Below are 23,490 nucleotides of genomic sequence, written 5' to 3'. Positions count from 1 at the left end.
ATAGATATAAGCATAGAGAGGTGTTCAGATTGAAAACAGCAAAAAACTCTATCATTGGTTACTCATATCAAAAGCTTGTTGCCTTTTATATATTAGTTCTTATGGATGTAGAGAGAGAAATTTTAGGGATAGAAATAGAGGCAGATGTGGAGCATAAATTTGACGATTTAGTAATCGTTAATAAGGATGGGACTAAAACGTTTTGCCAAATGAAAGATTTTAAAGCAATAAATATTTCTAATATTACTGTAAGTGATGGTATTGCAAAAATTAAATCCAATCCACATACAACGGCAGCTACTAAAAATATTATCTTTGTTAAGAAAATCGATATTGAGTGTAACTCTGAAATACTAGGTTTACCAAGTTATTCGATTGATAATGTCTATATAATTTCTTTATCTAGAGAAGAAATAAGAACAAAGGTGGAAAAACTATATGAAATAGATTTGCCGAGGATATCACTTATAGAATCATTTTTTGAAAAGAAATTTGATGAAAGAGAACTTGTAATTAGTCTTCAAGAGCTGCCTGTTTTACAAATTTATTCTAATCAATTAGTGGATCCTACTATTGAAGTTAGGGAATTTCATATTGCTAACCAAAAACCTTTATTAATTGAGGGAAAGCCTGGTATTGGTAAAAGTCACTTAGTTAATAATATAAATGTAAATGGAGAAAAAATAATCTATAGATTTTGGATATCTAATCAAGATTATGATTATCAAAATAGATTAAGATATGACAATTTCATAAGTGATTTAATAAAACGAATTTTTAAGAAACTAATTAATAAAGATATTGATGAAATTGTTTGTGAATTAAAAATTAATAATATAACGTTAATTATAGATGGGCTAGATCATGTCGAAAATTATAATCCATATGAATTAGAAAAATATATTCAATTTATAAATAGTGTGGAACTTGGTGGGGCTAAGGTGATTATACTTTCTAGACCATTAAAATATAGCGTAAATTGGGAAGTATATAGACTGCAAAATTGGAATTTTGAACAAACGAGTTTCTTTTTGAATGAGCAATATCATTTTTTTGATTATATGTTATCTAAAGAAATATTTCGAATAACTCAGGGTTATCCAATTTTGGTTAGGTTTGTAGCTGATTCGTATAAAATAAATAAAACGGTACCAGATTTACCCCAATTAGATACTGTTAATGAATATTATGATGTCATAACAAAGAAGTACAGTAATAAAGAGACTTTGGGATTGTTCCTAACATCTAATTCGTATTTTATGAGGTCAGAGATAAATACTTTATTAGGGCCTTTTTCTATGTTTATTAATCAGATAATAGATGAGCATCCTTATTTATTTGAAATCAAGTTGAATAGAATCTCCTTATTACATGATAGTTTGAATACTTATTTAAGAATATCTTTATCTGGAAATGCTAATGTCGAGCAAGTTATAGATGATATTAAAAATAAGGTATATGAATCTATTATGTCGGGGGAAAAACAATTTATTAGCAGATATTTACATTTCTCTTTTGGTAGAAATGAACAATTAGAGATTACAAGAAAATATGCAGATATTAATTTCTTTGAAAAATGGTTTAAAGGAACAGTTGATATAGAAGCGATTCAGGAGTTTTACAGTCAACTGAGATTTACACTTGAAAATATTTCTTCTAACGAATTAACAATAAATAATTATTATGATTTTAGTTTAATTGTGAATATTTTAGCTAGAGATCACATCTCTAATTTAAAAGAGTTTTTATATATTTATATTAATACTTTATTATTTAATGGGTATACTGAAGATGATATTACAAGTATCGGTTATCTTTTTGGAATGTTGTATTTTGTAAAAGAGGGAAACTACTCTTCGTTAGAAATGGTTGAAGCTAATAATCATTACAATACTACAAATTTTTATTTAGATATACAAAAAGAACTTGAGGCAGAAGATCGATATTTTGATATATTAGAGGCTTCGGTTGATTTTAATAACGCACACAGGTTATTACGTGAAAGTAGTGAATTAGAATTTAAAGATTTAATAGGAAAAATATTTGTAGCAATTTATATTAATGAGATTCCAATAAATTCAGAATTTGTACTTTGGAAGAAAAAAATACATGACTATATAGATAATAAAGAAGATATAACGGATTTTTTAAAGAAAATCTTTAGAGACTTTAGTCATCGGGAAATTTTCGCTCCGTCAGTAATGCAGTCTGTAAAAAATGAATTAAAGATATTAGGATTATTAGAAGAAGATAATGAATTTTTAAACCTTTCATTAGAAGAGTTTATTAACCATAACAAAGACAAAGATTCTTTTCAATTAATAGGTTATATAAAAGATTATTTAAGGTTGAACTTATTTTTGAAAAAATATATAGACGTAAACTCTATATATAAATTATTTACGAGTTATTATGCTAGGAAAGATTATACAGTCCATAATATTTGGAAACCCTTAATCTTGTTTCAACGAAAAGGATATTTGAAAATCGAAAAAAGTGTTGAAATAATTAAAGAATTCCAATCGAAATCAGAAAAAGGAATAAGGCATATTCTTGATTACTTTGTGGATAATTTAAATAATCAAGAGTTTAGTTATTTTATTCAAGAAATATATTCTAAGGATGAAGATTTAAAATTAGATATTTTTCAATTATCATCAGAAAAAATAAATATTCTAAGTTCTGATCTTGTTGGGAGAGAGTTTTTTGAAAGGCTAGGATACCATAACTATAGCAAAACTTTTAAATATCACGAATTGAAAAATTTATTGTATTCGAAGTATCGCAATGAAGTATGTAAATTACTAGAAAAATATCAATACAAAATATTGGTTCAAAGTGTTAGTTTCAATATTGAAGATTTCAAAGGGTTTGAAGAAATCTTTCAAATAATGAGCGAAGTAAATTCTAGTGACACAAATATCACTAGTAATTACGAAAAAGGTTATTTAACTATTCAAGATATACCATTTATAATTCAAGAAAATCTATCGCCAATAGAAATTGCAAGTCTACCAGATGGATATTATAGTGCTTTTAGTGAATTAGAATTATATCAACATTTCGAAAAAGAAGTCCTAACAGCTAATTTGCATGCCATCTTACAAGCAGCTGTATGTAGTAAGATTTATAGTATAGATATGCCTTCAAATTTATTTGAAATGATAGGAAATATTCCTGTTTTTTTAGATGAATTTGTTGTTATAGATGTAGAGATTGAAACCATATTTTCGAGCTTTCTGAAATTTATCAAAATATCAGGAGCTTTTAATTAGTAAGAATAAAAGTGTGCATTATATTGTATGGGATTGGATAGCCATTTCCATACATTCAAAATGCTGCCAGCTATTGCCTATTCTATATAATATATTTTTTAAAGGAGAGTTTTAAATGTATAAAATGTATGATACTAAGCTTGTAAATCTTCAATTAATTTATGGAGTAGCAGGAGCAAGGGAGAAATTTGAAGAGTTATGTAAGAGTCTAATTAAAAATAAATTCAAAGAAAGAGAAGTTAAAGGTGTCAGACCAAACCCAGGTGACGGAGGAATAGATATTATTGTGGGAAAATGGACTGATGAAAATGTTGATATATATCAGTGCAAATATTTTATAAATGGTATTGGAGAATCTCAAAAAAATAATATAAGAGATTCCTTTAAAAGAGTTCTAAAAACAGTTGAAGAAAATGGATCTAAAATAAATAAATGGCATTTGTGTGTTCCGATAGAATTAACAAATGAAGAAAGAAATTGGTTTGATAATTGGAAGGAAGAAAATGAAAAAGAAGATTTACAAATAGAGCTAATAGATGCTCATGATATTTCAATGGATTTAATGAAACCAGAACATTTTCATATTTATTGTGAATACTTTAAACAGGTCGTAACTAAACCTATAGTTGTTCCAACAATTATCTCCCTGTTTAGTGATTTTTCAGGTACAGTTACTTTTTCCAATTTAGGTGAAGAAAGTGCTTTTAATATTCAGGTTATATTAAGCAGAAAGAAAGGACATGAATTATTGGCTTATTCTGATATTAACTATCTAGGCCATCTAGGTAAAAATGATAAAATTGAAAATCTAAGAATAGGGGAATTGGCAAGAAATAAAAATTTGTTGGCTCCTAATGTAATAAGTGACGTTAAAGATAATATTAATGAAACATTAGAGATAGATATAAGATATATGAATAGTAGTGGTGTAATGTTGGCAACAAGGACTATTCTAAAAATAAATGAGATATTTACAGATAGGGTTATCCATCAAATTGAGACATATATTCAATAATGGACTCTTATAAATTAAAATGTAATAGCAATATTGTAACTTTCGTACATATTGTATAAATAGTATCCATGTGCAGTGTGATAGGTGTGTTAAGATACCAACTACAATAAAGTTGAAAATTATAGGGGAATGTACTAAATATGCTATTAATCTAACACATTGGTAGTTATAAGTATCTCCAAACATAAAAATACAAATTATTTCAAATACTTTATCAATCAGAAGGAGTTATTTGAAAAACAGTTTATACGACTTTAATAATTATACCAACAACATTAATATAATAAAGACTCCATACACAATCTCTACACACAAATTCTCTCAACCCTAATAAAGTCAACGTCCCAGCGAATATGTAAAAGTACTCCTGGGACGTCAAGCAAAGCCTTACAGCCACAACGGTTGTAAGCCTTTTTATTTTTATACATTGATGTATAAGTCTCTCGATAGTGCCTAAGAGGTGCCAAAATCAGTCATTTTCATCGAAAAGTTTATCAAAATGAGAACTAGCTCGTTGATCTGTTTCTTGTAAAGTGGTATTAAATGTGAAACAAGATTGCCCAGAGACAGTCCTGCTAAGAATGTTTTTAAAATAAACTAGAAAAGAAATTTTTCGTAGTGCTAACAATTGAATTAAAAGTAGAGGAAATGAAATTAATAGCAGCACTTATTGCATTTTTTACAGTTTCCACAACAGTAACAAAAACATTTAAAACTTTATCCATAATATCTTGTATAAAGGCACCGACTTTATCAGCAATAGTAAGGATTAGTGTTTGGGCTGAAGGATGCTCTTCACCAAAATCTATCAATGAATCGTAGTATTTATTGATCATGTCTTCAGATTTTTTTAAAGCTTCCTCTTTTTTCTTGCGCATATTTTCAAAAAAAGCTGTTTGATTTTTATCATTTTCTAATTGCTTAACATTTTCTTTTAAGTCTAATTCTTCCTGCACATAAAAATTATTAATGTTCTCCTGATATTCTTGTGTTAGTTTTTGTAATTCATCAGGTGCGTCTGATAATGAAGGAGCTTGAAGTCCAATGAATGCTGCTAAAGAAAATTCATTGGTTTGCTCTCCCGTATAAGCATCTCTCATTTGATTCATAATACTACTAAAATTTTTTACTGCTACTGTCATAATTATTCCTCCTAGTAATTTAATTTCTGAAACAACTATAGATTATCAATAAGAGGTTAAAATTAGGTTAAAAAACATAAATTTACTTTTTTGTTTTAATATATAATATACTGGCGATGAGATAAGTTAATTAAAATAATCTGTATTTAATAATAGTAGAAACACCACTCCATGATGGGTGGTCTCAATCTTTATATAGGGTTACATGATGTGGAGAAAATTAAAAAAGACCATCTCTAATAGAGTGGTCAAAAATACTAACTTGTCTTACATTATAATGAAGTTGACTTACCTTTTTTCTCATCCATAATAAGATCTTCTTCACGTTGTGGGCGTGGGGCTTCAGTATATTCTTTGCGTCCATTAGGTTTTTTTGGGTCTGCTCCACTAGCAAATGATTGTTTTGTTGGCTCGTCTGTAGCAAATTCTGTATTTTTTTTGTCTCGTTTCATGTCGACACCTCCTCAAGATATTATTTATCTTATCCAATAAAATATCCCTTGTTTATTTCTATTTCATCCTTAAAATTTCAGATCACCCCAAGACTATGTAAGGTAAATTTGGTAGGGAATTTCTGATGTTTGGTTTTTGCATAAAATAATTGATTTTTTAGAAAAAATGAATTTTTATGTTAAAATAAACCAAAGAAAACATTTTAGAAAAGTATCGGCGCTTTGATTGGAGGTTGAACAGGTGGATGAGAAGAAGAAGGGGAAATTACAAATCCTCGTAATAATTTTAATGATATTACTTTTGGTTGCAACGTTTGTTTTATTTTTCATAGGTAAATATATGTTGGCATTTATTTTATTTGGAATTTTTATGCTAATACTAAATTTTATTAGTAGCTGGAAAAACCTAGATAATGCAGATTACGTTTATAGGAAAATACACAAGAGTAACCAGAAGTGGTAATTACTAGATATTTAGCTTAGTTACTTGTGGTGCTTATTTGGATATCTGAAAAGAGCAAAGAAGGGATCCTCACTTTATATGAAGAAATAGTGAGTTATAATATTTTTTTCAACAACTACGGAGGTGCTTTTTTGCAAACATTTTTTAAATATAATTGGCTAGTTCGGGAAGATTGGTTTCGTTGGTGTGAAGAGTTGACTGAAGAAGAACTTTTGCAAAACCGAACTGGAGGAATGGGCAGTATATTACACACACTCTTCCATATCATTGATGTTGAATGGAGTTGGATTCGTCTATTACAGGGGAAAACAGACTTTCAGGAGAGCTTTGATGAATATAATAGCTTGGAAAAGGTTCGTAAATTGGAAGCTGCATTTCATTTAGACGTCGAAAGCTTTGTAAATCAATGGGATGACAGTATGGAAGAGCGTATTCTTCATATTCCATTAGCAAATGGTAGTATGGAGACCCATACATGGGGTGAAGTCATTCGTCATACCATTGCACATGAAATTCACCATATAGGACAATTATCAATTTGGGCAAGGGAAATGGGGAGAGCGCCTGTTTCTGCAAATCTAATCAGAAGAGGTCTTTCTTCATCATTGAAAGATTCAGTAGGTGCTCAAATAAATAAAGAAACGTTTAAATAGAATGAGAGACACTGTAGAAATATATATATGCTAGAAAAATGTTGCAATAAAATCCAATTGTTTATTAGCAAAAAGTGAATAGCGTACCAGAGTATCTTCCAATTCATTTGAATGGAAGATTTTTTGATGCCCAAATGAGAAAAATTGCGAGGCAGATTTCATAAAGGCATTTACTTAATACTTATAATACCCAGTAAATTTTAGTTAAACACTAATGTTTGCTGGGTATTTTTTGAACAATATTTAGGTTAATTAGAAATATTTATATGAAGAATAGCTAACAACTTGACAGAATTTTAAATGGGGAGTACTATACATTGGTCGCGAAAAAAGCTATTGTAACGTAACATTTTTTAAAGTGCCATACAGTACTTATCAGTTAAGTTCATATATATCTAGATTTTAATTTAATCAGTAAAAGGTAGGTGCAAAAATGAAAAATCTAGCAAATAAAAAAGATAACCTATTACAAAACTTTTTAGGAATTTATATAGTAGCAGTATTAATGTTATGGATTAAAACATACATCTCTCAACTATCACAATTTGACTTAGGTGTAGAAGGAATCATTCAACAATTCCTTTTACTAATAAATCCGCTGGGCTCAGCAATGCTATTTCTAGGATTTTCATTTTTATTTAAAGGAAAAAGAAAATACACATCACTCGTTGTTGTCTACACTTTGATGTCTATTGTTTTATATGCCAATATTGTCTATTACCGATTCTTTAGTGATTTCATTACATTACCTACACTTTCTCAAACGCAGAACTTTGGAGATTTAGGCGGCAGTGTTCTTTCTTTATTAAAGCCTTATGATATCTTGTTCTTTGTGGATGTAATGGTTATGTTTTATCTACGATTCTCTAAAAAAATCCAAAAAGATACCAAACGTTTTGGCTATAAAAAAGGAATGGCAATCATTGCCTTTGCATTAGCGGTATCAATTCTTAATTTAGGACTAGCTGAAACTAATCGTCCTCAACTATTAACACGAGGTTTTGATAGAAACTATATTGTGAAATATCTAGGGATGTATAACTATACGATTTATGACTCAGTTGAAACGATGAAAGCCTCTTCTCAGAGAGCTTTGGCAGATAGTAGTGATATTACTGAAGTAATTAACTATACAAAGTCAAACTACGCCAAACCGAATGCCCAATATTTTGGTGCAGCAAAGGGAATGAACGTTATCTATTTACATTTAGAATCATTCCAAAACTTTTTAATCGACTATAAATTAAATGGTGAAGAAGTAACACCATTTTTAAATTCATTAGCAAAAGATAAGAATACATTGTATTTTGATAATTTCTTCCATCAAACAGGTCAAGGGAAAACATCTGATGCAGAATTTATGCTTGAAAATTCTTTATTTGGATTACCACAAGGATCTGCTTATATTACAAAAGCACAAAATACGTATCAGGCAGCTCCTAGTATTTTAAAAGATTATGGTTATACATCAGCTGTATTCCATGGTAATAACGGAAGCTTCTGGAATAGAAATGTAATTTATAAATCATTTGGCTTCGATAAATTCTTCGATGCTAGTTACTATAACACAGGTACTTCAGAGGACATGGCTGAATATGGTTTGTTAGATAAACCATTCTTTGAACAATCTCAAAATCTTTTAAGCTCCTTACCACAACCTTTTTATACAAAATTAATTACGGTAGGGAATCACTATCCATATAAAATGAATCAAGATTTAGTGACAATTGATAAAGCCAATACGGGAGATGCAAGCGTTGATAATTATTTCCAAACAGCTCGTTATGCAGACGAAGCAATTCAACAGGTCTTCCAGCAATTAAAGGAATCAGGATTATATGATCATTCAATGATTGTTCTTTATGGTGACCATTACGGTATTTCCGATAATCATAATAAAGCGATGGAACAAGTCATTGGAAAAGAGATTACACCATATGAAAGTGCTAATTTACAACGTGTACCATTATTTATACATGTTCCAGGCATACAAGGTGGGACCAACCATAGCTATGGTGGCCAAACAGACCTACTGCCAACGTTATTGCATTTACTAGGAATTGATTCACAACAATTTGTTCAATTTGGTTCAGACTTATTATCAGAAGAGCATGATGAAATTGTACCATTTAGAAATGGCGATTTTGTCAGTCCTACTATTTATTCAATTAATGAAAAATATTATGATAATAAAACAGGCTTACCATTAGACGAAAGTCAATTAGAGGAAGCAAAGACGATTAAAAATGAAGTAGATCATAAATTGGCGTTATCTGATAGAGTCGTGAATGGTGACCTATTGAGATTCTATACGCCAACAGGTTATACGCCAGTTGATCCTTCTCAATATAATTACTCTCCTGATGAAAATGTAGAGTCTAAATAATTTAAGGCGGTTCAAGGAATTGTGTACGATATCAAAGTCTATAGGATATCATACCATTACCTTGAATTGCTTTTTTATTGGTCATTTTTGAATAAGTATGGCAATACCAAGATTTTATATTCTCCTTAAGGTTCAAATAGAAAATTGGACTAACGGAAAAAGCGATTCAAATCCTTTAATAGTAAGGGTTTGAATCGCTTTTATTAGTAAGGAGAGGAAAGAACAAACATGGTGGCACTCATCATCCTTACTTATTTCTTTTTAAAGAATAATTTAGATGAAAAAAGGAAAGAAATAGGTGTAAATTTGAGGAGTTGATCGGGATGGAGTTTTATAAAGACATAGTCATTTACTGTTATAGTTGTCGTAAAAAGACTGTGTTTACATGTAAAGATACACATGAAAAAAAGGGTGTCGATAGTCACTGTAGTGAATGTACAGGTATTTGGTTTGAATGGCAAAACCGAGCTGTCGAGAGAGAAATGGAGAAGTGGATTGCATATAATAAAGACTTAGTAAATAATATAAACCACTGATCTAGTTAAGCTGAATACACCTAAAAAGTGTAATTATCAAGTAAGTACGATGAGGCGTTGAAGTGCCATTTTCTTTTAAGAGAGTGGTTCTTTTTCTTTTGTTTAGACAAAAGCTCTAGCTAGAATAAACAAAATTACTATTTCTTTATCTCATTTGATAAAGAGAGGTGAATAATAGAATCATTGAATCTAAACTATGATTTGTCCGTATACATATTATTATGATAATTAGGGGGGCATCATGGACGTTTATAAAAAGATAGCAATTATCGGGGGAACAGGTAAAGCGGGGCGTTACATTGCTTCTAAAGCATTAGAGAAAGGGTATCACGTACGGATGCTTGTTAGAAACCCAGAAAAGTTAGTTTTCAGAGACAGTAGGATTGAGGTAATAGAAGGGAATGTACAAAATATCGAGGATCTTCAAAAGCTATTAAAAGATTGTCAAATCGTTATCATTACTTTTGGTCAACCAATGAAAGAAAAACAAATTTATAGTAAATTAACGGAAAATATATTGGGAGTCATGTCTGATTTACATATGGATCGTTATATTGGGGTAACGGGTGGATCCCTAACCATTGCTGGAGATACAAAGAGTATTATAAATAGAATGGGTGCAAAGATATTTGAAATTATTTATTCAAAAATGATGATGGATAAGAAAAAAGAATGGCATCTCCTTAGCCATAATCAAGTTATCAAATGGACACTAATTCGGCTTCCATTTATAGTAGAGGGAAATGAAGTAGGGTTCATAAAGGAAAATCTTAGAAATATGCCAGGTACAAAAATAACAAATCGGGATATAGCTACATTCATCATTAACCAAATAGAAAATCAAAAGTATGTACAAAAAGCACCGTTTATCTCCAATTAATCTAATTTAAAGGAGAGGGAAGGGTCAGCGCCTCAACTAAATGACTTTATCCCTTTTGAATGCCCAACAAAATTTTCCTTTGCCTCAATCGTATTGGTACAAAAAATCAAATGACATCCTTTTGAGCAGTTTTTTAATTAAAACCTTCTCCAATAAACCTTCCAACGCCTCTCAACAACCAATAAATGATTCTAAATGGGAGGAAGAGTAATTCTGGTATCCAAATTAGTACGTCAAGAAATAAGTCAATTAATGAATATTGATCTTTACGTCTCTTATCTCTTCTCTTTTTGTTTTTCCTTCCTTGCAACCATTCTCTCACATTACTCGACCCCTTTTACAATGGCTTTTCTTAAGTAAGTATACGATTCATGGCTTTAGGTGGTTTCATTTTAAAAAAACTTTATGATGTAAAAACGGATATGGGGCGTAAATGGGAGTAAAAATGTTGGCTTATTATATTTCTTTAGCGATGTGTATTACCGCAAATGTGGGAAATAGAGAATTTAAAATTAAATAAGGTGAAAGACAAGCAGGTTTAAAAAAGGGTCACATAGGCTGGAAGTGACCCTCTTTGCTGTGGATGTATCGACATTAATGTGAGCTGCTATTAATGAAGATCATCCCTTTTTCATGTTTATCAATAAATATTAATATTCTTTTTGCACGAATGTTGCTCCGACAATAATCAGAAGAATGAATAGCACAACGATTAAAACGAATGTTGAACTATTGTTTTTGCCGCCATAGTCCATGCCACAACAACCCATACTATAACCGCCGCTATAGTCATTACCATAGCCTCCATAACAACAATTGAAATTACCCATGTTTCCAAAGTATCCCATCAAGATCTCTCCTTTCTTCAGTTTATTGTATGAATGCCGTTGAAAGAGAAAAGGGTATTCGTCTAATGAATCGTATTTAGGTAATTTTAAAGAGAATCTTGGGTGAAGGATGAGTATCACTAAACACTTGATAGGATGAAACTCAAAGGCGCTTGTTACAGCCTGATGTTTAGTTGTCAATCCAGTCCATAAGATAAAAAATCATTTTTTGATGCATGATGATGGAGCGGGTTTGAAACAGTAAGTCTATGTTTTTCCGTTTCTATTTTTAGCTACAATGTGTTGCGGAAAGGAATCATTTGTTTTTTTATTTAAATAATGTGAGAGTTTTCTTTCATTTGCTCGTTATTACTTGTAGAGAAGAAAGGAAAGGAGGTTTTCTAACTTCGTGTTTTCATTAATTAATCAGCTACAAAAAAAGGATGAACAAGCTTTAAGAGAAGTGATTAACAAATATGGAGGTTATGTTAAAGCCATTGTAGTGAAAGTGTTACAGCCCAATCAAACAGCTATTGAAGAATGTATCAACGATGTATTTCTAACCATTTGGCAAAAGAGTATTCAATTTACTGGCGATGAGATTGATTTTAAAAAATGGATTGGCGTTATTGCAAAATATAAAGCGATTGATACATATAGAAGCCTTCAAAATAAGCCTAAAACAGTCGAGTTACTTTCATCAATTTCAAATAGCAAGGATCTACCAGAAAGAATCGTCGAACAAAAAGTACAAAAAGAGCAACTATTTATCAGTATTTTAAATTTAAGTAAAAACGATCAGGAAATTTTTCTCTTGAAATACTACTTAGGATATTCCAACGGAGAAATCGCTGAGATATTTGGTCTATCTAAATCAGCTGTAGAAAATCGTTTATATCGAGGTAAGTTAAAGTTAACAGAAGAGCTGGGAGGTATCTAAATGAACGAAAAGGACTTCATCGAAATAGATATTGAAGAGATTGAACCAATTGAATTATCTGATTGGGAAAAGATTAATATTGAAAAAAGTGTTTTACGGTCATCTTCAACCAAGAAGTATGTATTTAAAAAATGGAAGTGGGTTAGTATTGTCGCCATGCTCACATTTATTTTTACTAGTAGCAGCATTTGGCTACCTGTAGTGGCTAATCGAGTACCAATTGTACAGCAACTATTAAATAGCAATGATAATCCCCAATTACAAGTATTTAGTGATAATGCATCAATCATCAATCAAATAGACGAAAGTAACGGAACCTCCATTGAATTAGCTGAGGCTTTTTTCGATGGAACGATTGTATCGGTTAGTTATGAAATGAAACACGAACAATCGATAGATGAACCCCCTCTATTTTGGAAGGGCGATTTAGAAGTCAACGGAAACAAGCTAGACGTACTTAGTCATCAAATCGTTAAAAAGAATGAGGCTACTTGGATTGGTATGTTTACAGCGAGAATTTCAGACAAAGTAATGGATGAAAAGGTAAATGTTCAATGGCGTCCTCAAGATTTTATAGGTATGGAAAATACGACTCTTGTAGAAGGAGCTTGGGATTTTCAGTTAGAACTTACACCAACCCGAGCCTATTCAAGAAAAGTAAATATACCATTTGGTAATGATCAATACCAGTTATTTTATAATCAAATAACAGAGGGAAAATATATAACCACTCTTTATTTTGAGGGAAATCTTGATTGGGAGACAGAATTTTTAATGGTAGACATAAAAGATAATCTTGGAAATGTATATGAAAATGTAGGAACAACAACTATTAAAAGCGGTTCTGGGCGAGTAAATGGTTATGTTGAGGTTTTTATACCTGATTCTACTATTCGAACGCTAATCATTACGCCAACTATAAGAATTGTTGATGAAAAAACATTAGAGCGGAAAGAGCTTGTTCCGCTCCCAAGTATTAATATTTCTCTAAAATGATATGGTCTGTTCCTACAACTTCTTTCCAAAGTGCTGAAGGAATCAATTCTTACCTTCAAAGATGGATGTAGTTGCAATGAATGATACAGGTCAGCATCTTTACCTTTAGCTCATATTACGCAGTATTCAGTCAAAATAAAGCTATTAATTGTAGCTAAATATCTTTTAAGCTATAAAATTTTTAATTCTTCCTTTTAGTACCAATCATCAAAAAGCCTAATAATAAATATAGAAGACTGGCCGAAATGGAGCTATACAACAGGAATGTAATAGAAGTTGGTGCCCAAACTTTAATAAATGTCCAATTTAAGCCGCCAAGTACTATGTTAGGCGTGATAAATAGTGCTGTCAGCATTGTCGCCACAAGTATAGTATGGGCAGATAATAACAATATTCTTTTGTAATTTAGATTTGCCATACTACGTTGTTTTTTATAAAGGTTGCGTATATTTTGAACGAATAGATAACAAAAAATAATGCTGATTGCGATGATGATAGCACATATGATTGTTACAATTTTATCTAGCTTTTGATAGCTGCTGATATGTTGCATGTCAATCGTTTTGCCCTCCCATAAATCCATGACACCTTGTCCAATCGCTGTTGTAGAGCTTGTATTCATATTGGCTAAAATAGCCACGCCGATTTGTTCGTCAGGTTGCAAAATGAAATACGAGGAAAAGGTTGGATTCTCACCAGCATGGTATATATATGACTTTGTGTCCTTTTTCACAACGGCCCAACCGTTTGCATAGTAAGTATTCGTATCAAAAGGCTCCACTGTTAGATCTGGAGTATGCGATTCTTGAATTAAATTGTTACTGATTGAATAGATATCACTGTTTCCTACCTGTAATTTTAACCATCTGGCTATATCATTAGCGTTACTGATGATATAACCAGCAGGGATGTTGCCACGATAGATAGGTGGTATGTATCGCTGCTCTCTCATTAGACCTATTTTATAGCCAGAAGCCATATGTGTGGAATGTACTTGGTGAATTCCTACAAAAGATTGATGCATACCAACAGGTTGTAAAATTTTCTGTTGAATATACTGATCGAATGGCTGTTTTGCAACTTGTTCAATGACGAGGCCTAAGACATCATAGTTGATGGTTGCATATTCAAAAGAACTCCCTGGTTGACGATTTAGTGATTGATCCAGCAGTGTTTTAACTGTTAATTCAAGGGCATTATCTGCTGTGCTTTCTGGAATTCGAGTAATGGAATTTGAGGGAATTCCGCTAGTATGAGACAATAGCTGCTGTATTGTCATGGCCTGATCCTCGCCATTATAGGATAATGTTAACCAAGGGATATACTTTCGGACATCATCTGATCGTTTTAACAAACCTTGTTTTTCTAATTGTAAAATAGCGAGTCCTGTAAATGCCTTAGACGTGGAGCCCAACTCAAAAAGAGTATCAGAGGTAACAGGCGTTTTTGTTTTCGTATCTGCAAAGCCAAAGCCCCGTTGATAGACGGTTTTCCCTTTATCAACAATAATTACTGAAATTCCTGGGATTTTACTAATGGTTTGCTGCTCCTTAATAAACTGATCAATTTTACTAATTGTATCATTTGATGCTGCGTGTCCAAATCCGGGTGTGAACGTAAAAAATAGTAACATTACTGTCATCATCACCGATTTCTTCATGAATAATGTCATGTTGTTTTTCTCCTTAGAACGTAATGTGCTTGTGACAACATGGTTTACTGTAACAAGAAAAATAAGGGTAAACCATCGATTAACATGACTATTTCCGGGATAACATGACAAAATTGTCACTTCAAAAAGGGCCACTCCTAAAACCAATAGGAGGGCCCTTAAAATTTTATTTAGTTTGTTTCTGGCTCTGGTGTAAAATCTTGACCGTTAAAAGTTAATTTAGATGGTGAGATGAGAATTTCTCTGTTCGCTTCGTAGTAAGGGTCTAAAATTTTATAAAAGGCTTCCCATTGCTCGCCAGCTTTTTCATCTTCACCCTTTTGTTCAAGGGCAACTGCTTCTTCATAGTGTTGTTTTAATTTTGCGTAATCCGCATTACTAATGCTGAATTCGATATCTGCCATATATTCCTCGAAGGGAACTGGTTTAAAGTGTGGGCGAAGTATTTCATAGAATTGATCCCATTTCTTCATGGACAATTCTTCGTCTTTATCTTTTTCAGCTTTTTGTGCCTCTTCATAGAGCGTTTTAAGTTTTGCAAGTTCCTCTTTTGTTAAATCGACGTTCATATCCGCCATATACTCTTCAAAAGTTAAAGGTGGATATAATTCTTGGTAATAAGGTTCAAGAATAGTGAAAATTTTATCAATGTTTGCTGATGCCTCATCCGTTTTATTTTCTTTTACATACTTAATCCAGTTACTATAAAGTGTTTTTAGCTGTTCTTTATCTTGTGCTTTGATAACAATATTTTTTTCAGCGAATGCAGCTTCATTAATAAATTCTTCAAAAGGCTCAGGTTGCCAATTTGCTAATTCGTAAGGTCTTGTGATGTTATCCATCGCCTGATAGATTCGTTCCATTTCCTCATAATTCTCTTCTTTTTCAGCCTTTTTCATGTCAGAAAAGAGTTTTTCTAGTTGGACTAATTCTTCCTTTGTCACTTCTTTAGGTAAGCTTTTTTTATAGACGGCAAAGGTAAAGAAGTCTGAGTAATCTTTCACAATACTACCCTCAACTAAAATTTCCTGCCCCTCTGCTAGCTTTAACTGCTCAATTTGCTTATCAGAGAACTTATGCAACCCAATGTAGTAGTTTTTTCCATCTGTTCCTTTAAGGGTAATGCTGCCACCATCAAAATATTTAATGGTACCTGTTATTTTTTGTTCTATTTGAATCGTTACATTATTAGTTGTTTCAACAGCTGTTGCACCAGCTTGAAGTGGTGTTAATACAGCCATCCCAAGTGTTAATGCTGAAGCTAATAGCCATGTTTTTTTAGCAGGTTTTTTCATTTTTATCAATTCTCCTTTAGGTTAACTTCTGTTACCAATTATTAGACGTTTTACCAATTGAAAAAGTTTTAACTTTTTGAAAAAAATTTTAAGAAATTAAAGAGTGGAGGATTCATGATAAGACTCACTGTTTTAGTATCTGTAGTCTTTGAAAAATAGCTATTATTTACAGCACAGACCATGCAAAGGGTTGATTATCGAAGCAAAGATTTTCAAGGATTAGTGCGCTTCCAGAGAAAATTCAAGGGCACGAACTAAGGCATTATGCTTATACTGTTTTAAGCTCTTTTTCTCCTAATTGAAGATTTTAGGAGAGACGCTGTCATTCTAATGTTTAAACTCATAAGATAACTTGCATCCGTTTAATCCAAGCTCTTCTACTGTTCATCCTGGAAATAGATTTTATAGAATTTGCGATTCGTTGCCTCATCATAGCCAACTTCAATTAATTCATCTATTTGGTCGATATGTTGAATATTTACTTGGATTTCAATATTGGAATCCAGTTTGATTTTACGTTTGTATTTCTTTTCAGCTTTTTCTAGCGCACTATCAGAAATGATAGTCTCATAGGGTTTGACCGAATTAATGATGATATCTTTTTGAGTAGTGTCCGCTTGCTCAAAAACAGTTTCAATATAATGATTCACTTGAAACTCCTCTTCATTTCTAAAGTAATCCAGTGTTTTATTCAAGAGCCCAAGTTTTTCTGTGCTTGTATAATTTTCTTCCTTTAAAATGAATTTTTTACATTCTGTTAATGCTAAATTGGTTTTATAATAATGTTCATCCGCTGCCTTAATTTTTAAAAATCGTTCTTGCCAATAAACAATATCTTCTTTACGTTTTGTTTTAATATACACGGCAGGAGATTGATCTGGTCCCATATCAACAATAATAGCCATATTATTAATTTTCTTAACGTTAATGCCATCCACGCCGTTCACGATCATTTGATTGTGTTCATTTTTCACATCTAAAAACATTTCTTTTTCATCAATTTTGACAATAGCGATAATCTTTTTAGCCTCATTTAATAGAAAACAATTTTCAAAAAGGCCAATAAACAGTTCTCCGCTTTTGATGTTAGGATGCTGTGACACACTATGTAAGTGTTTGGCAATATTTTGTGAGTGTTCTAGGAAGTTACTTCCCTGTTCGAAAATAGCTCTTGAATACGTAAAAACTTCATTGAGTGCAATATTGCTTTCATGGAAAAATTCATATTGCTGTTCCACATCAATTTTACTAAAAGCGAGCTGTGTAAAGGCTGCTTCTAACATGACCTCAGGTTGTGTAAAAACTTCTTCTCCTAAAATAAGCGTCTCACTCAAAAAATGCAGACTATATTGTGTTAATTTACTTTCACTGACTTCTAGCATAAATTTCACCTTCTAATTTTTCATAGTAGCTAGTATACCATAAGCTAAAGATTGCTTTTATAAGTACCAGTACTCATTTGAGGCTGGTTTTTTTATGGTCACCGAATGTTAGTGTCTTATTATGAAAGAATGTTGAGGATTGGAAGTTTAAAATACTGCTGCTTAGATAAAGATAAAAACATGTAGGGATACTCTGTACAAGTGTACTAAAGAGGGTGATCAATATGTGGGAAAAGATGATTTCCTACATGCCACATTGGCAAGTTTTTTTACAAGGCTTTTTAGCGTTTTTTATTCCATATTTAATTTATAAATTGTTCCATGTTTTTTTATTTGTTAATAAGAGCAATGGCAAAATTGAGATGAAAGAAAAAAGTGAACAAGGTGAGAGGGTACACATCCCTGTTCAAAAAACGTTAGAGCAATTTACAGGGGATTATAATAAAGATCTTTTACAAATGAGGAAAGAACTTGGCCATAATTGGGATATTCATTTTAGAGAATTTCAAATAGGAAATACGGATAATCGTGCAGCAATCGTTTTTCTTAAAGGATTATGCGATAAAGAATTAATTGACAAACATATTTTGAAATCATTAATGAATGGACATACAAGAAAGCCGTCTGTTTTAAGAGGTCATGAACTACAACAATCAATTAGAAATGAAATCCTACCAGTGAGCGATCTGCTAGAGGAATCGAAAGTCATGAAAGCTGTTGGCAAAGTATTAACTGGTTCCACTGTATTAATTGTGGATGGCATACAGAATGTATTTATCATTGGCACGGCACATGGCAAAACTCGAAATCTTGAGGAGCCTGTTTCTGAAGCAATGGTACGTGGACCAAGAGTGGGCTTCACAGAAAAATTAAGTGTGAACACCTCTTTATTAAGACAGCATGGTGAGAATCGAAATTTATCGATTATCGAGATGGAAGTAGGCGAACGTACGAAAAAAGAGTTGGTTTTAGCCTATATAGATGAAATTGTGCAGCCTAATCTTGTCAAAGAGGTGAAGGAACGAATTGAAACAATCCATTTGGATGATGTTGCTGAATCGGGATATATTGAGCAATTGATTGAGGATGATTATCTCAGCCCATTTTCGCAAGTGCAAAGTACCGAGCGTCCTGATCGGGTTATTGCTGCTTTACTAGAGGGACGAGTCGCAATTCTTTTAGATGGAACTCCCTTTGCATTAATTGTGCCAGTCACGTTTAATATGCTACTGCAATCACCAGAGGATTACTATGAACGTTGGTTATCGAGCTCACTTATTCGCTTGCTTCGCTATTTTGCTGCAGGCATCTCTTTATTTGGCCCATCCCTGTACATTGCTTTTGTATCGTTTCATCAAGGTTTAATTCCCACTAAACTAGCGCTGTCCATGATGGCAACAAGGCAGGGGGTACCGTTTCCAGCATTGATTGAAGCCCTCATTATGGAAGTCGCTATTGAGATATTACGAGAAGCAGGACTTCGTCTACCAAAGCCGATTGGTCCGACAATGGGGATCGTTGGAGGACTTGTTATTGGAGAAGCCGCCGTACAGGCAGGAATTGTTAGTCCAATCATGGTCATTGTGGTTGCATTAACAGCAATTTCCTCTTTTGCTATCCCTCAATATAATGCTGGTATCACGCTAAGAATGTTACGTTTTGTCGCGATGTTTTCCGCAGCTTTATTTGGACTATATGGCATCATTCTATTTTTCTTATTCCTTTGCAGTCATTTAGTAAAGCTAAAGAGCTTCGGTGTATCATATTTGAGCCCAACTATTCCGTATCGAGCAGGTGATTGGAAAGATTTTATGGTACGAATGCCGTTAAAGATGATGAAGCATCGTCCTAAATTGTTAAAGCCAAAAGATTCGGTCCGCAAAGGGGAATAAAAGAAAGGGAGCAAAACAGCCATGAACAGCAGTATGAAAGATAAAATAACGACGTCACAAGCAGTTGTTATTATTATTAACTATATTCTTGCCACTGGGATTCTTACTTTACCTCGTGCATCTGTTGAAAAAGTAAAAACGCCAGATGTTTGGATTAGTGTATTTTTAGGTGGTGTCGTTGCAATGATTGCAGGTGTAATCATTGTGAAGCTAAGCCAACAATACCCTGACAAAACATTTTATCAATATAATCAAGATATCATAGGGAAGTGGTTAGGCTGGTTTATAAGTGCGTGTGTAATTGCCTACTTTTTTACCATTTCTGCCTTTGAAGTTCGCATCATGGCTGAAGTAACTTCTCTCTTCTTATTAGAAGGAACCCCCACTTGGGCGATTATTTTGCCTTTTTTATGGGTTGGACTTTACTTAATAAGCGGTGGCATCAACACAATCGCTCGCTTATTTGAAATCATTTTTCCTATTACCTTTGTTATTTTTTTACTTGTGGCCTTTTTAAGTTTAGGGATTTTTGAAATCGATAATTTGAGACCAGTACTCGGTCTGGGCGTTGTTCCGATGTTAAAGGGAATAAAAACAGCGACACTAGCATTTTTAGGGCCTGAAATTATGCTACTACTTGTGGCATTTATGTACCCCTCAGATAAATCAAAAGCTGTAAAGGTTGTACTGGCGGGTATAGCCATACCCTTGCTCTTTTATGTCATCACGGTTGTGATGGTCATTGGTGCTCTATCCATTGAGGGTGTTTTAACAAGGACTTGGCCAACAATTGAATTAATGCGAAGTTTTGAAATCCCTGGTTTAATTTTTGAACGCTTTGAGTCATTTCTTCTTGTAATTTGGATTATGCAAATCTTTGCTACCTTTACGATTACTTATTATGCCGCTACTTTAGGATTAGCCCAACTGTTTAAGAAAAATATGCATCCCTTCTTATACGGGCTACTTCCGATTATTTACATTATTGCGATGACACCTAAAAATATTAACGATCTATTTACATTTGGAGATAAGATTGGTCATGCTGCATTAATTTTATTTGGTGTAGTACCGATAACCTTACTCCTTATTTCGAAATTGAAAGGAAAGAAAGCATGAAGCGAATACAGTGTTGTGTACGTTTACTTCTAGTTGCAACGGTAACCTTACTTCTTACTGGCTGTTGGAGTAGTAAAGAGATTGAGGATTTAGGCCTTATTGTAGGTACATCATTGGATTTAGAAACGGGTGATGTTTCCTCTGAAGAGCAACAAGATGCTAGGTATGCAAACAGACAGTTGCTAACAATTACCAATCAATTTGTTACGTCAGAGACTACGGTTTCTGGAACAAAAGAGGGAGCATTGCCAGAAAAAGCGTATAAAAATGTTTCTGAGACAGGTGATGCGGTGTTACCAACTTTACGAAATATGCTGTTAAAGGTTGATAAACGTTCCTTTGCTGAACATTCCAAAGTAATTATTATCGGTGAGGAATTAGCTAGTACTATCAATCTTCAACAAACGTTGGATTTTTTTCTAAGAGAATTAGAAATACGGCCGAGTGGACTGCTCTTTATTGCTCAGGATCAGGCAAGTCAGGCACTTGAAACAAATGAACCAACTAAAATTCCTGCCTTTCAATTAGTAGAAATGATGGAGGGACATGAAAGGACGACAAAAATTTTGCCTCCGATGACCGTAGCCAAACTAGAGGGGAAGCTGTATTCAGACTCTAGCTTTTTATTGCAAAATGTGAGTACGGAAAATGGAGAAGTAAAATTTGCAGGCGCTGCTATCATTGAAGGAAAAACCAAAAAGCTACGAGGATTTTTAAATGAGAGTGACCTAGAAGGAATTGCATGGATGTCTGGCGATGCGAAAGGTGGCCTAGTCAAAGGCTTTGATGAGGAGTCAGGAGCACCTATTGTGTATGAAATTATTTCAGCTAAAAGTAAAATTATTCCACATGTAAAAGGGGATCAAATCTCCTTTACGATAAAAATTCAATCAGAGGGAAGAATTGCTGAACATTGGGTTCTCTCCGATAAAGCATTTGACAATCAATTTTTGAAAAAAGCAGAGAAAGTATTTGAAAAAGAGATAGAGCGATTAGTGAGGAAGGCACTAGATAAAACGCAACATGAATTTCAAACAGATGTTTCTGGGTTTGGCAATAAACTAAGAATCGATTACCCGAAAGTATGGCAAAAAAGAAAAAAAGAATGGGATCAAACGTTTAGTGAGGTTCCTATTACATGTGAAGTGAAGGTTTCCATTAAGGATTATGGCACGTCGGGTGATTAACATTGTTAATCATCTTTTTTTCTGTCCATTTAGTCTATACTGAAATGAAAGGACATATAGTAGATATTCGAAAAGATGGGGGATAAAAGACATGCAATATACTATTCAATCAATCGCTACCGCTCGTAACAATCGGCAAATGTTAAAAGATGATCATTGGGGAGAGATTATTTCAACTATTGAACTTGCTGATCATATCCAAGAGGCGTCCTTAAAAGGAATAGAAGATTTTTCTCATCTAGAAATTATTTTTTATTTTGATAAGGTTACAGACGATCAAATTCAATATGAGGCAAGACATCCGAGAAATAATCATGATTATCCAGAGGTTGGCATTTTCGCACAAAGAGGTAAAAATAGACCCAATAAATTAGGAAGTACAATCGTTGCCTTGTTAGAGGTCAAATCAAGAGGATTAATCGTTCAAGGGCTAGACGCCATAGATGGCACACCTATACTAGATATAAAGCCTGTAATGAAAGAATTTTTACCTAAAGAGGATGTTAAACAGCCAGCGTGGTCAATAGATTTAATGAAGGCCTACTGGGCGTAATAAAATTGTTAAAGCGAAGACAATTGTGGGTTACTAAAAAAGGGGAGTAGCGTGCTCCCCTGATTTTTTAAAGAATGATTCCTTCTTGATAAAGAATGCTAATGGCATGAGAGCGATTTTTGGCACGCAATTTTTTGATAGCAGATTTTACATATTGTGTAATGGTTAATTCACTTAATTGCATAACATCTGCTATTTCCTTTGTACTATCTCCCTGCGCTACCTGTCTCATTACCTCTAATTCACGCTTGCTCAGAAAGCCCTCTTTTTTGCTATTTCTAGCTTGTATGATAAGCTGTCCAATCATGTTTCCAAAGGTGGTCATGTCATCTAACAGCTTATCATTTATATCGATTTCCTCTTCTAATTGAGTACTACAAATATAGCCAAAAACATATGACCCAATGAAAATAGGGACAATTAAAAACGTATTATTTTGCGAGGGAATAGAATATTTCATACTGATATTTTTTAAATAGTCCATTCCTGTGCAAAATTTAGCCTTCTTATCTTCAATAGCAGCATAAATAATAGGGAAGCTACGAATCTCCTCACGAATTTCATCGATATGACTACCACCCGATTCATTTAAAAAAATGATTCCTTCTGCTACAAAGCCTATTGGAGAATACCTCAATAAATAGGCATCCTTGATAGGAAAAGCATCTAAATATACCTGCAAAATGTGAATCAACAGCTCTTCATGGTTGGCATAACTTTGTACTGTGTCGAAACGTTTTTGAATGGTATAAAGATTGGACATGACCTATCCCCTTTTTTAAGTATATACTACGCTTAAAATAAGGAATTTTCAATATTTTCTGT

Annotated in this window: 18 protein-coding genes; 11 read left to right on the top strand and 7 right to left on the bottom strand. The window is 32.8% G+C overall.

The genetic code is table 11. The features are described 5' to 3' along the window. Positions 1-29: 29 nt before the first annotated feature. Positions 30-3,275 (top strand): hypothetical protein, encoded by a 3,246-nt coding sequence (locus MKY76_RS16590; protein WP_342556862.1) that lies wholly within the window; start codon positions 30-32, stop codon positions 3,273-3,275. 115 nt (positions 3,276-3,390) lie between these two features. Then, on the top strand, positions 3,391-4,290 hold the full coding sequence (locus MKY76_RS16585; protein ID WP_342556861.1) for a hypothetical protein: 900 nt from the start codon (positions 3,391-3,393) through the stop codon (positions 4,288-4,290). Between the two features lie 587 nt (positions 4,291-4,877). Here MKY76_RS16585 and MKY76_RS16580 read toward each other — a convergent pair. Both MKY76_RS16580 and MKY76_RS16575 read right to left on the bottom strand, forming a co-directional pair. Continuing rightward, a complete protein-coding gene (locus MKY76_RS16580) occupies positions 4,878-5,432 on the bottom strand; it encodes a hypothetical protein (protein ID WP_319839422.1) in 555 nt (184 codons plus the stop codon). 272 nt (positions 5,433-5,704) lie between these two features. Next, a complete protein-coding gene (locus tag MKY76_RS16575; protein WP_048393711.1) occupies positions 5,705-5,884 on the bottom strand; it encodes a hypothetical protein in 180 nt (59 codons plus the stop codon). A gap of 594 nt (positions 5,885-6,478) precedes the next feature. Here MKY76_RS16575 and MKY76_RS16570 point away from each other — a divergent pair. The 3 genes from MKY76_RS16570 (at position 6,479) to MKY76_RS16560 (ending at position 10,802) form a co-directional block, all read left to right on the top strand. Then, positions 6,479-7,000 (top strand): DinB family protein, encoded by a 522-nt coding sequence (locus MKY76_RS16570; RefSeq protein ID WP_103118521.1) that lies wholly within the window; start codon positions 6,479-6,481, stop codon positions 6,998-7,000. Between the two features lie 433 nt (positions 7,001-7,433). Further along, complete coding sequence (locus MKY76_RS16565; RefSeq protein ID WP_048395065.1) at positions 7,434-9,386, top strand: LTA synthase family protein; 1,953 nt, start codon at positions 7,434-7,436, stop codon at positions 9,384-9,386. A gap of 777 nt (positions 9,387-10,163) precedes the next feature. Next, complete coding sequence (locus tag MKY76_RS16560) at positions 10,164-10,802, top strand: NAD(P)H-binding protein (protein ID WP_342556860.1); 639 nt, start codon at positions 10,164-10,166, stop codon at positions 10,800-10,802. Between the two features lie 650 nt (positions 10,803-11,452). Here the strand turns inward: MKY76_RS16560 and MKY76_RS16555 are convergent. Next, positions 11,453-11,557, bottom strand: a complete 105-nt coding sequence (locus MKY76_RS16555; RefSeq protein WP_227744914.1) for a YjcZ family sporulation protein — start codon at positions 11,555-11,557, stop codon at positions 11,453-11,455. 481 nt (positions 11,558-12,038) lie between these two features. Between MKY76_RS16555 and MKY76_RS16550 the strand changes: the two genes are divergently transcribed. Both MKY76_RS16550 and MKY76_RS16545 read left to right on the top strand, forming a co-directional pair. Then, the gene (locus MKY76_RS16550; RefSeq protein WP_257960596.1) at positions 12,039-12,569 is read left to right on the top strand and encodes a sigma-70 family RNA polymerase sigma factor; all 531 of its coding nucleotides are present in this window, start codon (positions 12,039-12,041) and stop codon (positions 12,567-12,569) included. After that, complete coding sequence (locus MKY76_RS16545) at positions 12,570-13,565, top strand: DUF4179 domain-containing protein (RefSeq protein WP_342556859.1); 996 nt, start codon at positions 12,570-12,572, stop codon at positions 13,563-13,565. Between the two features lie 181 nt (positions 13,566-13,746). Here MKY76_RS16545 and MKY76_RS16540 read toward each other — a convergent pair whose 3' ends face one another. The 3 genes from MKY76_RS16540 to MKY76_RS16530 all read right to left on the bottom strand — a co-directional run bounded on the left by MKY76_RS16540 (position 13,747) and on the right by MKY76_RS16530 (position 17,914). After that, positions 13,747-15,237 (bottom strand): serine hydrolase domain-containing protein, encoded by a 1,491-nt coding sequence (locus MKY76_RS16540; protein ID WP_342556858.1) that lies wholly within the window; start codon positions 15,235-15,237, stop codon positions 13,747-13,749. Positions 15,238-15,407: 170 nt separating this feature from the next. Then, positions 15,408-16,532: a hypothetical protein gene (locus MKY76_RS16535; protein ID WP_342556857.1), complete on the bottom strand. Its 1,125-nt coding sequence runs from the start codon at positions 16,530-16,532 to the stop codon at positions 15,408-15,410. Positions 16,533-16,909: 377 nt separating this feature from the next. Then, positions 16,910-17,914, bottom strand: coding sequence for a hypothetical protein (locus MKY76_RS16530; RefSeq protein WP_048395084.1), 1,005 nt, complete (start codon positions 17,912-17,914; stop codon positions 16,910-16,912). Between the two features lie 224 nt (positions 17,915-18,138). On the opposite strand from MKY76_RS16530, the gene MKY76_RS16525 reads away from it, so the two are divergent. The 4 genes from MKY76_RS16525 (at position 18,139) to MKY76_RS16510 (ending at position 22,665) form a co-directional block, all read left to right on the top strand. Next, positions 18,139-19,806, top strand: a complete 1,668-nt coding sequence (locus tag MKY76_RS16525) for a spore germination protein (RefSeq protein WP_342556856.1) — start codon at positions 18,139-18,141, stop codon at positions 19,804-19,806. A 21-nt stretch (positions 19,807-19,827) separates the two neighbouring features. Then, positions 19,828-20,925, top strand: coding sequence for a spore germination protein (locus MKY76_RS16520; RefSeq protein ID WP_048395089.1), 1,098 nt, complete (start codon positions 19,828-19,830; stop codon positions 20,923-20,925). Further along, the gene (locus MKY76_RS16515) at positions 20,922-22,112 is read left to right on the top strand and encodes a Ger(x)C family spore germination protein (RefSeq protein WP_048395091.1); all 1,191 of its coding nucleotides are present in this window, start codon (positions 20,922-20,924) and stop codon (positions 22,110-22,112) included. Before MKY76_RS16520 ends, MKY76_RS16515 begins: the two co-directional genes overlap by 4 nt. Before the next feature lie 91 nt (positions 22,113-22,203). After that, positions 22,204-22,665, top strand: a complete 462-nt coding sequence (locus MKY76_RS16510) for an SAM-dependent methyltransferase (RefSeq protein ID WP_342556855.1) — start codon at positions 22,204-22,206, stop codon at positions 22,663-22,665. Between the two features lie 67 nt (positions 22,666-22,732). On the opposite strand, the gene MKY76_RS16505 is transcribed toward MKY76_RS16510, so the two are convergent. Beyond that, the gene (locus MKY76_RS16505; protein WP_342556854.1) at positions 22,733-23,428 is read right to left on the bottom strand and encodes a helix-turn-helix transcriptional regulator; all 696 of its coding nucleotides are present in this window, start codon (positions 23,426-23,428) and stop codon (positions 22,733-22,735) included. Positions 23,429-23,490: the final 62 nt, after the last annotated feature.

The sequence above is a fragment of the Lysinibacillus sp. FSL P4-0201 genome (assembly GCF_038593425.1).
Taxonomy (GTDB): Bacteria; Bacillota; Bacilli; order Bacillales_A; family Planococcaceae; genus Lysinibacillus; species Lysinibacillus capsici.
The sequence above is the reverse complement of the archived record's forward strand: the minus strand, read 5'-3'. Positions and strand labels throughout refer to the sequence as shown.